This is a genomic window from Rhodoferax sp. UBA5149, from assembly GCF_002413825.1.
Lineage (GTDB): Bacteria > Pseudomonadota > Gammaproteobacteria > Burkholderiales > Burkholderiaceae_C > Rhodoferax.
The window spans coordinates 1432-14648 of the sequence record NZ_DHXT01000014.1 but is presented as its reverse complement, the minus strand read 5'-3'; the positions used below and the strand labels follow the sequence as shown (position 1 = coordinate 14648).

At 62.1% G+C, this 13217-nt stretch carries 11 protein-coding genes; 9 read left to right on the top strand and 2 right to left on the bottom strand.

What is annotated here, in order from left to right; translation table 11 throughout:
* Nucleotides 1–1985: excinuclease ABC subunit UvrA (gene uvrA / locus B3V69_RS01095; protein WP_296443003.1), on the bottom strand; the 1985-nt coding region annotated here is incomplete at its 3' end.
* Between the two features lie 260 nt (nt 1986–2245).
* On the opposite strand from uvrA, the gene B3V69_RS01090 reads away from it, so the two are divergent.
* From B3V69_RS01090 to B3V69_RS01050, 9 genes are all read left to right on the top strand, one after another.
* Nucleotides 2246–3439 (top strand): MFS transporter, encoded by a 1194-nt coding sequence (locus tag B3V69_RS01090; protein ID WP_296443001.1) that lies wholly within the window; start codon nt 2246–2248, stop codon nt 3437–3439.
* 25 nt (nt 3440–3464) lie between these two features.
* Nucleotides 3465–3965: a single-stranded DNA-binding protein gene (gene ssb, locus B3V69_RS01085; protein ID WP_296442998.1), complete on the top strand. Its 501-nt coding sequence runs from the start codon at nt 3465–3467 to the stop codon at nt 3963–3965.
* Between the two features lie 121 nt (nt 3966–4086).
* A complete protein-coding gene (locus B3V69_RS01080; RefSeq protein WP_296442996.1) occupies nt 4087–5184 on the top strand; it encodes an efflux RND transporter periplasmic adaptor subunit in 1098 nt (365 codons plus the stop codon).
* A 7-nt stretch (nt 5185–5191) separates the two neighbouring features.
* Nucleotides 5192–8461 (top strand): efflux RND transporter permease subunit, encoded by a 3270-nt coding sequence (locus B3V69_RS01075; RefSeq protein WP_414707448.1) that lies wholly within the window; start codon nt 5192–5194, stop codon nt 8459–8461.
* Nucleotides 8462–8480: 19 nt separating this feature from the next.
* Entirely contained in the window at nt 8481–9779 is a 1299-nt protein-coding gene (locus tag B3V69_RS01070; protein WP_296442992.1) for an NAD(P)/FAD-dependent oxidoreductase, read from the top strand.
* A gap of 37 nt (nt 9780–9816) precedes the next feature.
* Nucleotides 9817–10041 (top strand): YgaP family membrane protein, encoded by a 225-nt coding sequence (locus tag B3V69_RS01065; RefSeq protein WP_296442990.1) that lies wholly within the window; start codon nt 9817–9819, stop codon nt 10039–10041.
* A 45-nt stretch (nt 10042–10086) separates the two neighbouring features.
* Nucleotides 10087–10533 (top strand): OsmC family protein, encoded by a 447-nt coding sequence (locus tag B3V69_RS01060; protein ID WP_296442986.1) that lies wholly within the window; start codon nt 10087–10089, stop codon nt 10531–10533.
* Between the two features lie 8 nt (nt 10534–10541).
* Entirely contained in the window at nt 10542–11702 is a 1161-nt protein-coding gene (locus B3V69_RS01055) for an NAD(P)/FAD-dependent oxidoreductase (RefSeq protein WP_296442984.1), read from the top strand.
* On the top strand, nt 11699–11989 hold the full coding sequence (locus B3V69_RS01050) for a metal-sensing transcriptional repressor (protein WP_296442982.1): 291 nt from the start codon (nt 11699–11701) through the stop codon (nt 11987–11989). The genes B3V69_RS01055 and B3V69_RS01050 overlap by 4 nt, the downstream gene beginning before the upstream one ends.
* Nucleotides 11990–12072: 83 nt before the next feature.
* Here B3V69_RS01050 and mnmA read toward each other — a convergent pair whose 3' ends face one another.
* Nucleotides 12073–13188: a tRNA 2-thiouridine(34) synthase MnmA gene (gene mnmA / locus B3V69_RS01045; RefSeq protein WP_296442980.1), complete on the bottom strand. Its 1116-nt coding sequence runs from the start codon at nt 13186–13188 to the stop codon at nt 12073–12075.
* Between the last annotated feature and the right edge of the window lie 29 nt (nt 13189–13217).

The window sequence follows — 13217 nt, the reverse complement described above, 5'->3', positions numbered from 1 at the left end:
GGAATGTCCACGCTGACCTCGCGCAGGTTGTTGCCGGTGGCCTTGATGATTTGCAGCCGCTGCGGCTGGGCCTGGCCCTGCAGGGAGTGGCGCTGCGCGGGCACTGCAATCTTCAGCGTGCCCGCCAGGTAGCGGCCGGTCAGGGACTCGGGACTGGCCTTGACCTGCTCGTAAGTGCCTTGCGCAATGACCCGCCCGCCGTGCAGGCCAGCGCCGGGGCCCATGTCGATCACGTGGTCGGCGGCGCGCATCATGTCTTCGTCGTGCTCCACCACCAGTACGCTGTTACCGATGTTGCGCAGGTGCTTCAAGGTCTCGATCAGGCGGTCGTTGTCGCGCTGGTGCAAGCCGATGCTGGGTTCGTCCAGCACGTACATGACGCCGGTCAGGCCCGAGCCGATTTGGCTCGCCAGACGAATGCGCTGCGACTCGCCGCCGCTCAAGGTCTCGGCGCTGCGGTCCAGGCTCAGGTAGTTCAGACCCACGTCGTTGAGAAACTTCAGGCGCAGGCCGATTTCACGCACCACTTTGCCGGCGATTTCTCCCTTGGCGCCCTGCATCTGTAGGGTGCTGAAGTAGGTGTAGGCTTCGCGCAGCGTGATGTGGCTGATCTCGAAGATGGCACGGGCTTGCGCGCCCTCGCCGATCTTCACGTGCCGCGCCTCGCGTCTGAGCCGGGAGCCCGCGCACTCGGTGCAGGCCTGGGTGCTGCGGTAGCGCGCCAGGTCTTCGCGTACCAGGGCCGAGTCAGTCTCTTTGTAGCGCCGCTGCATGTTGGGAATGATGCCCTCAAACGGATGCTTCTTGCTGAGTTTCTTGCCTTGTGAAGCCCCCGAATCCATCATGTAACTGAACTTAATCTCCTCCTCGCCCGAACCCTGCAGCACCGCTTGCTGGACCGCGGCCGGCAGCGACTCGAAGGCCTGCTCAATGTCGAACTTGTAGTGCTTGGCCAGGCTCTCCAGCAGGGCAAAGTAGTAGCCGTTGCGCCGGTCCCAACCCTTGATGGCACCGCTGGCCAGACTGAGCGTTGGGAAGGCCACCACCCGCGTCGGGTCAAAAAATTCCTGCATGCCCAGGCCGTCACAGGCCGGGCAGGCGCCGACCGGCGAGTTGAATGAAAACAGGCGCGGCTCCAGCTCGGCGATCGAGTAGCTGCAGACCGGGCACGCGAACTTGGCGTTGAATAAGTGCTCTTTCGGGCTGTAGCCCGCGTCGCCATTGCGTGGGCTGCTATCAATTTCAAGAGCAATGGCGCGACCGCTGGCGACCCGCAGGGCCGCTTCAAAACTCTCGGCCAGGCGCTGGCGCAGCTGGTCTCGCGCCTGCGGCTCGGTGTCCGGGCGCACCTTGACGCGGTCAATCACGACGTCAATGTCGTGTTTTTCGGTCTTCTTGAGTTGTGGCAGATTGTCAAACTCATACGCCTGTCCATCGACCCGAAAGCGCACGTAGCCCTGCGCCTGCATGTCGGCAAACAGGTCAAGAAACTCGCCCTTCTTTTCACGCGCCACCGGCGCCAGAATCATCAGCCGGGTCTCCGCAGGCATGGCCAGCACCGCATCCACCATCTGGCTCACGGTCTGGGCCTGCAGCGGCAGATCGTGCTCGGGGCAGAACGGTGTGCCGGCGCGGGCAAACAGCAAACGCAGGTAGTCGTGAATCTCGGTCACGGTGCCGACGGTGGAGCGCGGGTTGTGCGAGGTCGCTTTTTGCTCGATCGAGATGGCGGGGCTCAGGCCCTCGATCACATCCACATCGGGCTTGTCCATCAGTTGCAGGAACTGGCGCGCGTAGGTCGACAGGCTCTCCACGTAGCGGCGCTGGCCCTCCGCGTACAGGGTGTCAAACGCCAGGCTGGACTTGCCGGAACCGCTCAGGCCGGTGATGACGACCAGCTGGTTGCGCGGGATATCCAGGTCAATGTTCTTGAGATTGTGCGTGCGTGCCCCGCGGATGCTGATGGTCTGCTGCTGCAAGCCCATGGCAAGGTACTTGCCATCCGGATGGTGTTCGAGGGAAGTGCCTTCGGTCGGGGAGTTCAATGTGAAATGTGCTCGGGAAAACGGGCCATGATAGTTAAAGATCGCCGCTTTGACACGCCTTTATGGTGTGACGGGGGCAGATCGGGGACAATTCACCGTTTTATTGCCGTGGCCGTTCGCGGTATTTTGTGTGGGAGACCCCTGTTTTGTCTAAAGTTGATGCCCCGCTTGAGAGGAAAAACGCTGTTGTTGGCAGCTCGATGACGCCGGTAGAGCGGCGGGCCAGCTTTTCCTTGGCCACTATCTTTGCCCTTCGCATGCTCGGACTGTTCCTGATTTTGCCGGTTTTTGCGATCGAAGCCGCTAAATACCCGGGTGGCGACGATCCGGCCCTGATTGGCCTGGCCATGGGTCTTTATGGCTTGACGCAGGCTTTGCTGCAATTCCTTTATGGCATGGCGTCGGACCGGCTGGGGCGCAAGCGGGTCATTGTGTTTGGCCTGGTTGTATTCGCCATCGGCAGTTTTGTGGCGGCCCTGGCGCCCAGCCTCACTTGGCTGGCCATTGGCCGCGCGGTGCAGGGGGCGGGCGCCGTTTCGGCAGCCGTGACCGCCTTGCTGGCGGACCAGACGCGGGATGAGGTGCGCACCAAGTCCATGGCGCTGGTGGGTGCCAGCATCGGGCTGATGTTTGCGCTGTCCCTGGTCGCGGCGCCCTTGCTGGTGGCGCATATCGGGTTGGCTGGCTTGTTTGGCATGACCGGCGGCCTGGCCCTGGCCGGTGTGGCGGTGGTGATCTGGTGGGTGCCGAGTGAACCACGGCAGCACAAAAACATGCCGCGCGGCCGCCTGCTGGAGGTCTTGCGCCTGCCTGCATTGTTGCGCCTGAACTTTGGCGTGTTGGTGCTGCACGCGGTGCAACTGGCCATGTGGATGGCTGTGCCCGCCATGCTGGTGCAGGCGGGGGTGCCGCGTGAGCACCACTGGTGGATTTACCTGCCAGCCGTGCTGGCATCGTTTCTTGTGATGGGGGGCATGTTCCCCTTGGAGAAGCGGGGCTACCTGCGGGCGGTGTTCTTGACCGCCGTGGGTTTGGTCGCGCTGGTTCAGGTGGGCTTTTGGCTGGTGGCCTCGGGCGCACCCGGCGTGGGGCCGCTGGCGGCTTTGCTGTTCGTGTTCTTTTGTGGCTTTAACGTGCTGGAGGCCAGTCAGCCGAGCATGGCGTCGCGCGTGGCGCCAGCGCATGCGCGCGGTGCGGCCATGGGGGTTTACAACACGCTGCAGTCGCTCGGTTTCTTTGTCGGTGGCGTGATGGGCGGCTGGCTGGTGAAACATATGGGCGCGCAAGGCCTGTTTGCTGCCTGCGGCGGGCTCATGCTGTTGTGGCTGCTGGTGGCCTGGCCGATGCGGGCCCCGGTTGTGAGCGCGCCTGCGTTGGCGCCCAAGGCGGGATAATCGATCAAATCAAAAAGGAAACCCCATGGCATCCGTTAACAAAGTCATTTTGGTCGGCAATTGTGGCCGAGACCCTGAAATTCGCTATTTGCCTTCGGGCCAGGCGGTCGCCAATGTCAGCGTGGCGACCTCCTCGCGCCGCAAAGACAAAAACACGGGGGAAAGCATTGAAGACACCCAGTGGCACCGCGTGACGTTTTACGACCGGCTGGCTGAAATTGCCGGCGAGTATGTCAAGAAAGGCCAGCCCATTTACGTCGAAGGTCGCTTGAAATACGGCAAATACACCGACCAGGCCGGTGTCGAAAAGAACACTGTGGACATCATTGCCACCGAGATGCAGTTGCTGGGCAAGCGCGAAGGCATGGGGGGGCCGAGCGGCGATGAAGGCGGTGGCGGTGGCGGTGGCTATTCGCGTGCCGCGCCCGCGTCGCGCCCGTCGGCCCCGGCGCCCGCGCCGCGTCAAGCCCCGCCGCCCAAGCCGTCGAGCGGCTTTGACGATATGGATGACGATATTCCGTTCTGAAAACGACCATTCGGTCTGTCACTCAAGCCCTCGCAGCGCGCACGCTGCGAGGGCTTTTTACATCGGTTCTTGTACTGTGGGGGGTATGTTGATATACTCCATGTAGTATTTAAGGGGCGCCATGAGTTCACTTGCATTTCCTGACTTTTTCCGATTCGTTCGCCGCGCAGTACCCGTGTTCGGTGCCTTGGTCGTGTCTGTCGCCCTAGCGCAGGGAGGCATTCAGGTGCCGACGGTGCCCGCGCAACTCAAGTCTGTGGGAACCGGGTTCGAGCTGGAGGGTGTGATTCAGCCGGTCAAGCAAAGTACGATTTCGGCCCAAGCGGGGGGGCGCATTGCCACGCTGCTGGTCAAGGCCGGTGATAAGGTGCGGGCCGGTCAATTGCTGGCGTCCATTGACGACCGCGAGGCTCAGACCGGGGTTCAGCGCAGCCAGGCGCAGGTGGCGCAGGCGCAAGCCGAGTTGCGCAACGCGCAGGCCAATTTCGACCGTACGCGTGATTTGCAGAGCAAGGGCTTCGTAAGCTCGGCGGCGCTGGATACGGCTGATTCCCAACTCAAGGGCGCGCTGGCCGGACGGGATCAGGCGGGTGCCGGGGCGCGGCAGTCGTCATTGGCGCAGGGTTTTACTCGCGTGACGGCGCCTTTTGACGGTTGGGTGCTGCAGACGCATGTCGAAGCGGGCGACTTGGCGGTGCCCGGCAAACCGCTTCTCACGCTCTACGCCCCGTTGCCGCTACGGGCGGTCGTCCAGCTGCCGGTATCGCGCTCGGGCGTGGCGCGTGCGGGGGTGGCCGGGGTCTTGCTGCAAACCGCGGAGGGTGGTGCCCAGTGGGTTCGTCCGGTGTCCGTCACGACCGTGCCGACGGCCGATCCGGTTTCCCAAACCATTGAGTGGCGTCTTGAATTGCCGGCCAATGCCGTGCAGGCCGTGTTGCCGGGTCAGCAGGTGCGCGTGCGTTTTGCCGGCGGGCAGGCCGATCGCATGGTGGTGCCGGGGGCTGCCGTGCTGCGGCGCGGTGAGCTGACGGCGGTCTATGTGGTCACGGGCAAGGGCTTTGCGCTCAAGGCCATCCGCCTCGGGGCTGACCACGGCGCCGAGGGTGTGGAGGTGGTGGCGGGCCTGATGATGGGCGACCGCGTGGCCCTGGACCCGGTCAAAGCAGGCTTGGCGGGCGCGCAGGCCGTGCCAGCGGCACAGCCTGCGGCGGTCAAGTGAGATGGCTATGAAAGACAAAGCCTCCCTAGGCGTCTCTGGCCGCATCGCGGCGGCGTTTCAAACCAATGCGCTGACGCCCTTGCTGGCGCTGGTCGCCCTGCTATTGGGTCTGTTCGCGGTGTTGGTGACGCCGCGCGAGGAAGAGCCGCAGATCAATGTGACGATGGCCAACGTGCTGATTCCATTTCCCGGCGCCAGCAGTGCCGACGTGCAGAACATGGTGGCCCGGCCCGCCGAGCAGGTGCTGAGCCAGATTGCCGGTATCGAACACACCTATTCGGTGGCGCGGCCCGGCTTGGCCGTGTTGACCGTGCAATTCAAGGTGGGCGTTCCGCGCACGGAGGCACTGGTGCGTTTGTATGACGTGCTCAACGCCAACCAGGACTGGTTGCCGCGCGAACTCGGCACGCTGAGCCCGATTGTGAAACCCAAGGGCATTGACGATGTCCCGGTACTGGCCGTGACCTTATGGAGCCATGAGGCGCTGCCGGCCTATGAGCTGGAGCGCGTGGCCCATGCGGTGGAGACCGAACTCAAGGGCGTTCCCGGCACCCGTGAGGTCCAGACTATTGGCGGCCCGGGTCGTGCCGTGCACGTCTGGCTGGATCCGGCCCGTCTGCGGGAGCGGGGCGTTGACATCGCGGCACTCAAGCAGTCGCTGGCGGCGTCCAACTTTGGCATGCCGTCGGGTGCCGTGCTGGATACGACGACCCCCTCGGCGCAGATGCTCAGCGTCGAGACCGGCGAGTTTCTGCGCTCCGCGCAAGACGTGGCCGAGCTGGTGGTCGGTGTGAACAAGGGTCTGCCGGTCTACTTGCGCGAGGTGGCACGGGTTGAGGACGGTGCGCAATTGCCGCAACGTTATGTCTGGTTTACCCCTGGGGCGGCATCCGCCCAAGCGGGTAGCGTGTACCCGGCGCTGACGATTTCCGTAACCAAAAAGCCCGGCGAAAACGCGGTGGATGTGGCGCAGGCCGTGCGCGAACGCGTCAAAGCCCTGAGCAACACGGTAATTCCTGCCAACATGGAGACCACCATCACCCGCGACTACGGTGAGACGGCGGCGGAAAAGGCCAACAAGCTGATCCAGAAGCTGGCTTTTGCCACCGGGTCCGTCATTCTGCTGGTCGGCTTTGCCCTGGGCCGGCGCGAAGCGGTGATTGTGGGCGCCGCCGTTATTCTGACGCTGACCGCCACCTTGTTCGCCTCCTGGGCCTGGGGTTTCACGCTCAATCGGGTGTCTTTGTTCGCGCTGATTTTCTCCATCGGCATCCTGGTGGACGACGCCATTGTGGTGGTCGAAAACATTCACCGCCATCAGCAGTTGACGCCGGATGCCACGCTCAAGGACATCATTCCGCGCGCCGTGGATGAGGTCGGTGGCCCCACCATTCTCGCCACGCTGACGGTGATTGCCGCTTTGCTGCCGATGGCCTTCGTGTCCGGTTTGATGGGGCCCTACATGAGCCCGATCCCGATCAACTCCAGTTTGGGCATGGCGCTCTCCCTGGCGATCGCGTTCACCGTCACGCCCTGGCTGGCGCTCAAGTTGATGAAGCCGCACGGGCACGCCGCTTCTGAACAGGGCCGTGCCAAAGGGCTTGGCCCCAAACTGCAAACTCTGTTCACCCGCGTCCTGACCCCGTTTCTGACGAGCGCGCGCAAACGCTGGCTGTTGCTGGCGGGTATTTTGGTGGCCCTCCTGCTGTCGGTGGGCCTGACGCTGGTTCAATGGGTCGTCATGAAGATGCTGCCGTTCGACAACAAAAGCGAATTCCAGGTGGTCGTGGAGATGCCGGCCGGAACACCGCTGGAAAACACGGCGGCCACGCTGCATGAACTGGGCGCATTTTTGGCGCAACAGCCAGAGGTCTTGAACCTGCAAGCCTATGCCGGAACGGCGTCCCCGATCACGTTCAATGGATTGGTGCGGCAATACTATTTGCGGGCTGACGCGGACCAGGGCGACCTGCAAGTGAACTTGGTGGACAAGCACCATCGCAGTGAGAAAAGCCATGTGATTGCCCAGCGCCTGCGCCCGGATCTGGAAAAGATCGGCCTGCGCCACAACGCCCGCATCAAGGTGGTCGAGGTCCCGCCCGGTCCTCCCGTGATGTCGCCCTTGGTGGCCGAGGTCTATGGCCCGGATGAGGCGGGGCGTCAGAACGTGGCCCGTCGCTTGGCCAAGGCATTTGCGCAGACGCCGGACATCGTCGGCGTCGACAGCTCGCTCAAGGAAGATGCTCCCCGGGTCTATCTGCGCGTGCGCCGCCAGCAAGCCGAGTCGCTGGGCATTCCCGTCGCGGTGGTGGCGCAGAGTGCCGCCATGGCGTTGTCGGGGACCGACGCCGCCTACCTGCACGATGGCCAGTCCAAATACCCGGTTCCGGTGCGCCTGCAGCTGCCGCAAGAATCGCAAGTGGGGCTGGACGCCTTGCTGGCCATTCCCCTGCGTGCCGCCAACGGCCAGATGGTGCCCTTAAGCGAACTGGTCCAGGTCGAGCGCGGTGTGATTGACAAGCCCTTGTTTACCAAAGACCTGCAGGGCGTGAGCTATGTGTTCGGCGACATGGCGGGCAAGCTGGACTCGCCTTTGTACGGTCTTTTCGCCATTCGTAGCAAACTCACAGACGCGGCCCTGCCGGGGGCGGGCGAGCTGGGCGAGTACTGGATCCGCCAGCCGGCAGACCCGTATCGCCAGTACGCCATCAAGTGGGATGGCGAGTGGCAGATCACCTACGAGACTTTTCGCGACATGGGCGCGGCCTATGGCGTGGGCTTGATCTTGATCTACCTGCTGGTGGTGGCGCAATTCCGCAGCTACCTGACGCCGCTGGTCATCATGGCGCCGATCCCGCTCACCCTCATTGGCGTAATGCCCGGCCATGCCCTGATGGGGGCCCAGTTCACCGCCACCTCCATGATTGGCATGATTGCCTTGGCGGGCATCATCGTGCGCAATTCGATTTTGCTGGTGGACTTTATTGAGCTGCAAGTCAGACAGGGCTTGCCGTTCAAGGACGCGGTGGTGCGGTCCGCCGCAGTGCGGGCCCAGCCCATCGCGCTGACCGGCCTGGCGGCCATGATTGGCGCGTTCTTTATTCTCGATGACCCGATTTTTAACGGGCTTGCCGTGTCCCTGATTTTTGGCATTCTGGTGTCGACTCTGCTCACGCTGGTGGTCATTCCCGTCCTCTATTACGCCTTGTACCGGCGTCGTATGGAATCGCGCGCAGACGCGAATGTTCCCGAGGTACATCCGAGCTCAATCAACTAGAACTTGCAGGAGACAAATCATGGCTCATATCGTCATCATGGGGGCTGGCATTGGTGGCCTGCCCGCCGCTTACGAATTACGCGAGTTGCTGGACAAAGCGCACCGCATCACGGTCGTCAATTCAACCAACTATTTCCAGTTTGTACCCAGTAATCCTTGGCTCGCCGTAGGCTGGCGCGAGCGCGAGCAGATCACGCTGCCAATTGCCCCCTGTCTTGAGCGCAAGGGCATTGGATTCATCGCCAAGGCGGTTACCCATATCGATGCGCCGGTCAATCGCCTGACACTGGAGGGTGGCGACTTGCTGGACTACGACTACCTGGTGATTACCACTGGCCCGAAGCTGTCTTTCAGCGAGGTGCCTGGTGCCGGCCCACTCACCTCGGGTGGGGGTGGGTTTACCCACTCGGTGTGCAGTGTGGATCATGCTCAAGAGTTCTTCGCCGACTATCAGAAATTCTTGGACAATCCCGGCCCCGTCGTGATTGGCGCGATGCCAGGCGCGAGCTGCTTTGGCCCCGCTTATGAGTTTGCTTTCATTCTGGACACCGACCTGCGCAAGCGCAAACTGCGCAACAAGGTGCCGATTACCTATGTGACTAGCGAGCCCTATATTGGGCATTTGGGCTTGGGTGGCGTGGGCGACAGCAAGTCCATGATGGAGTCCGAGATGCGCAGCCGCGACATGAAATGGATTACCAATGCCAAGACCACCCGGGTGGAAGAAGGCAAGATGTTTGTTACGCAATTGGATGATCTGGGCAACGTTTACAAGGAGCATGAGCTTGGCTTCAAGTTGTCCATGATGCTGCCGGCCTTCAAGGGCGTGGATGCCGTCGCGGCCGTGCCCAATCTGTGCAACCCGCGTGGCTTTGTGCTGATTGACGAGTTCCAGCGCAGCAAAGCCTATCGCAACATCTTTTCGGCGGGCGTATGCGTGGCCATTCCCCCGGTGGAAGTGACACCGGTGGCCACCGGCACCCCTAAAACCGGTTACATGATTGAAAGCATGGTGGGAGCCATCGTGCACAACATCGCGGACGAGCTGGCCGGTAAATCACCGCACGCCAAAGGCACCTGGAATGCCATCTGTCTAGCCGACATGGGCGACACCGGCGCCGCCTTTGTGGCGCTGCCGCAGATCCCGCCGCGCAACGTGAACTGGTTCAAGAAAGGCAAGTGGGTACATCTGGCCAAGATCGCGTTTGAGAAGTACTTCATGCGCAAGATCAAAACCGGGAACTCGGAGCCTGTATTCGAAAAATATGTCCTCAAGCTCTTAGGCGTCGTGCGCTTGGTTGAAAAAACCAAGCATTAAATTTCACCCTTTCGTTTGTTTTTTTAGGAGTATCACCATGACCGTTCAGCGTTACATCGTTATTTTTGCAGGCCTCTTCATCATGATCTCACTGGCGTTGGGCGTGGAGGGAAGCCCCTTGTTCGTCAGCAAATGGGCGCTGGCCTTCACCGCTTTTGTGGGGGTCAATCTGTTTCAGTCCGGTTTCACCAATTTTTGCCCGCTGGGCATCATCTTGAAGAAGCTCGGCGTGCCCGAGTCGAAGATCGGATGTGCCAACTGAGCCCGGAAACCGGCGCCAGGCCTTCATTTCTATTCAGGAGCTACCATGAGTGAAACCAGTGTCCACGTTCAGCTGCGGCAAAAGCAGGACTACCAATTTGACGTTCATTTCGGCGGTGACATTCCCGTCGTGATGGGCGACGAGCCGGCCCCGCTGGGCGCGGGCCAGGGTCCGTCGCCGGTGCAGCTACTGGCTGCAGCGGTGGGGAATTGCCTGTCGGATTCCCTGCTGTTCGCCTTGCGCAAATTCAAGCAGGCGCCGGAACCCATTGCTTGCGATGTGCATGCCGAAGTGGGCCGCAATGCGGAGGGGCGTCTGCGCGTGCTGGCGATCAAGGCGGTGCTGACCTTGGGCGTGCCCGCTGCTTCGCTAGAGCACCTGGATCGCGTGCTCGGGCAGTTCGAGTCGTATTGCACGGTGACGCAGAGTGTGGGCCAGGGTATTGCGGTCAGCACTGAGGTGGTCGACGCGCTGGGTGCGCGGCTGAAGTGAGTCCGGACATGACACAAGCCCATTCCGCGTCCCACGCAGTCACCGTGATCGGTGCCGGTTTTGGCGCGCTGTCGGTGGTACGAGCGCTGCGTCAAGGGGATGCCAGGATTGACATCACCTTGATTGCGCCGCGTGCCGAGCTTCATTATCTGCCCGGCATCGTCTGGATTCCCAGTGGTTTGCGCACGCGTGAGCAGCTGGTGGTGCCGCTGGCGAACTTCTTTCGCCGCATGCGTGTCAAGTATGTGGCGGGTGACGTCACCGGCCTGCGTGAGGGCGGACGCGTGGTCGATGTCGCCCACGGTGGCGCTGTCAGCGAAGTGCGCAACGACGCGCTGGTGATTGCCTCGGGCGGGCGTTTTATCAAGAAGCTGCCCGGCATCGAGCATGCCATCACGCCGTGTGAAGGTATTGCGGCGGCGGAGCAAATCCGCGACCGGCTGCAACACATGGCGGGTGGCACGATTGCCTGCGGTTTCGCCGGCAACCCGAACGAGCCCAGTGCCGTGCGCGGCGGGCCCATGTTTGAGTTTCTGTTGGGTATTGACGAGCAGCTCAAACGTGAAGGACGACGCGACAAATTTGAACTGGTGTTCTTCAATCCCTCCATGGAGCCGGGCAACCGTCTCGGTCCCAAGGCGGTGCGCCATTTGCTGGATGAGATGGCACGGCGCAACATCCGCACGCAGCTGGGTCACAAGCTCAAGCGCTTTGAAGCCGACAAAATAGTCACCGAAGGCGGTGAATTCAAAGCCGACCTGATTCTGTTCATGCCGGGCATGACGGGTAACCTGTGGTTTGACCAGACCGATCTGGCGCGTTCGCCCGGCGGGCTGCTCAAGGCCGATGCGCAGTGTCGCGTGGAAGGCTCCGAGCATGTTTACGTGGTGGGCGATTCAGGCAGTTTCCCGGGGCCGGACTGGATGCCCAAGCAAGCCCATATGGCGGACCTGCAGGCCGCCGCGGCGGCAAAAAACCTGCTGGCCGGCTTGCGGGGCGAGGCCGCCAGCGTCACGTTCAAGGTCGAGCTGATCTGCATTATTGACGCCCTGGGCCAGGGTACGCTGGTCTGGCGTACGGCCCAGCGCAACATCATATTGCCCTCATCCCGCTTGTTTCATTGGGCCAAGCGCGCCTTTGAGCGCCTGTATCTAAGGAAATATCAATGACCAAATTGACTGACGTTGCGGCCCGGACCGATGTCCTCAACCGCCTGCGCCGCGCCGAGGGGCAGATTCGCGGTGTGCAGCGCATGATCGAAGAGGGCGAGAGTTGTCTCAAGATCGGACAACAGTTTTCGGCTGTGCGCAAAGCGCTGGACAGCACTTATGTGCGGATGACGATGTGCTTCATGGAGCAGGAGCTCGAAGCCTGCCTGCAACCGGACGAGTCGCAGAAAGCCGGGCTGGACCACATGCTCAAAGACATGGAGGCCCTGCTGGCGCGCATGGGCTAGCAACATTTATAGAAAATACGCCTCTAGCCCCCGTCAATCGTGCGTAGACAGCTATTAAAACAATAGCAACTCAAGCGTGAAGCTCAAGTCGCGATCACGCCGCCGCCCAGGCACAGGTCGCCGTCGTACAGCACCGCGGATTGGCCAGGGGTGACGGCCCATTGCGGGTCGGGAAAGGTCAGGCTGAACGCCTCGCCCGCCCCGGCGGCCAGCGTGCACGGCGCGTCAAGCTGGCGATAGCGGGTTTTGGCGGTGAACTGGCCGGGGGCTGGCGCCGTGCCGGCGACCCAGCTGGCGTCCTGCGCGGTCAAAGTATGGGACTGGAGCCATGGGTGCTCGTGGCCCTGCACCACCCACAGCGTGTTTTTTTCCATGTCCTTGCGGGCCACAAACCAGGGGGCGTGCTCGCCGCCGCCCTTTTGCGCGCCTTTGGCCTTGATGCCGCCAATACCCAAGCCCTGGCGCTGGCCCAGGGTGTAAAAACTCAGGCCCACGTGCTGGCCGATGGTGCGGCCTTTTTCATCCTTGATCGGGCCAGGTTCCTTGGCGATGTAACGGTTCAGGAAGTCGCGAAACGGCCGCTCGCCAATGAAGCAGATGCCGGTCGAGTCCTTCTTCTTGGCGTTCGGCAGGCCGATCTCCAGGGCAATGCGGCGCACCTCGGTCTTGTGCAGTTCGCCGACCGGGAACAGCGTTTTGGACAGCTGCGCCTGATTGAGCCGGTGCAGGAAGTAGCTCTGGTCCTTGGACGGGTCCAGGCCTTTGAGCAACTCGTGTTGGCCGGTGGCGGCATTCAGGCGCACTCGCGCGTAATGCCCGGTCGCGATCTTTTCGGCGCCGAGCCGCAGGGCATGGTCCAGAAAAGCCTTGAACTTGATCTCGGCATTGCACAGAATGTCCGGATTCGGTGTGCGTCCGGCCTGGTACTCGCGCAGAAATTCGGCAAACACCCGGTCCTTGTATTCGGCGGCAAAGTTGACGTGTTCAATCTCGATGCCGATCACGTCCGCCACCGCAGCGGCGTCCACGAAGTCGATATTGGAGGAGCAGAACTCCGAGTCGTCATCCTCCTCCCAGTTCTTCATGAAGATGCCGATCACCTCATAGCCCTGCTGTTTCAGCAGCCAGGCGGTCACCGCCGAGTCCACGCCACCGCTCAAACCGACCACCACGCGCTGCCCAATGTGTTGCTTGTCCATAGGGGGGAGATTATCCCTGCCATGGAACT

Excerpts from the sequence above, each read along its gene's own strand:
- B3V69_RS01090 (WP_296443001.1), top strand. The coding sequence starts at position 2,246 with ATGACGCCGGTAGAGCGGCGGGCCAGCTTTTCCTTGGCCACTATCTTT.
- ssb (WP_296442998.1), top strand. The coding sequence starts at position 3,465 with ATGGCATCCGTTAACAAAGTCATTTTGGTCGGCAATTGTGGCCGAGAC.
- B3V69_RS01080 (WP_296442996.1), top strand. The coding sequence starts at position 4,087 with ATGAGTTCACTTGCATTTCCTGACTTTTTCCGATTCGTTCGCCGCGCA.
- B3V69_RS01075 (WP_414707448.1), top strand. The coding sequence starts at position 5,192 with ATGAAAGACAAAGCCTCCCTAGGCGTCTCTGGCCGCATCGCGGCGGCG.
- B3V69_RS01070 (WP_296442992.1), top strand. The coding sequence starts at position 8,481 with ATGGCTCATATCGTCATCATGGGGGCTGGCATTGGTGGCCTGCCCGCC.
- B3V69_RS01065 (WP_296442990.1), top strand. The coding sequence starts at position 9,817 with ATGACCGTTCAGCGTTACATCGTTATTTTTGCAGGCCTCTTCATCATG.
- B3V69_RS01060 (WP_296442986.1), top strand. The coding sequence starts at position 10,087 with ATGAGTGAAACCAGTGTCCACGTTCAGCTGCGGCAAAAGCAGGACTAC.
- B3V69_RS01055 (WP_296442984.1), top strand. The coding sequence starts at position 10,542 with ATGACACAAGCCCATTCCGCGTCCCACGCAGTCACCGTGATCGGTGCC.
- B3V69_RS01050 (WP_296442982.1), top strand. The coding sequence starts at position 11,699 with ATGACCAAATTGACTGACGTTGCGGCCCGGACCGATGTCCTCAACCGC.
- mnmA (WP_296442980.1), bottom strand. The coding sequence starts at position 13,188 with ATGGACAAGCAACACATTGGGCAGCGCGTGGTGGTCGGTTTGAGCGGT.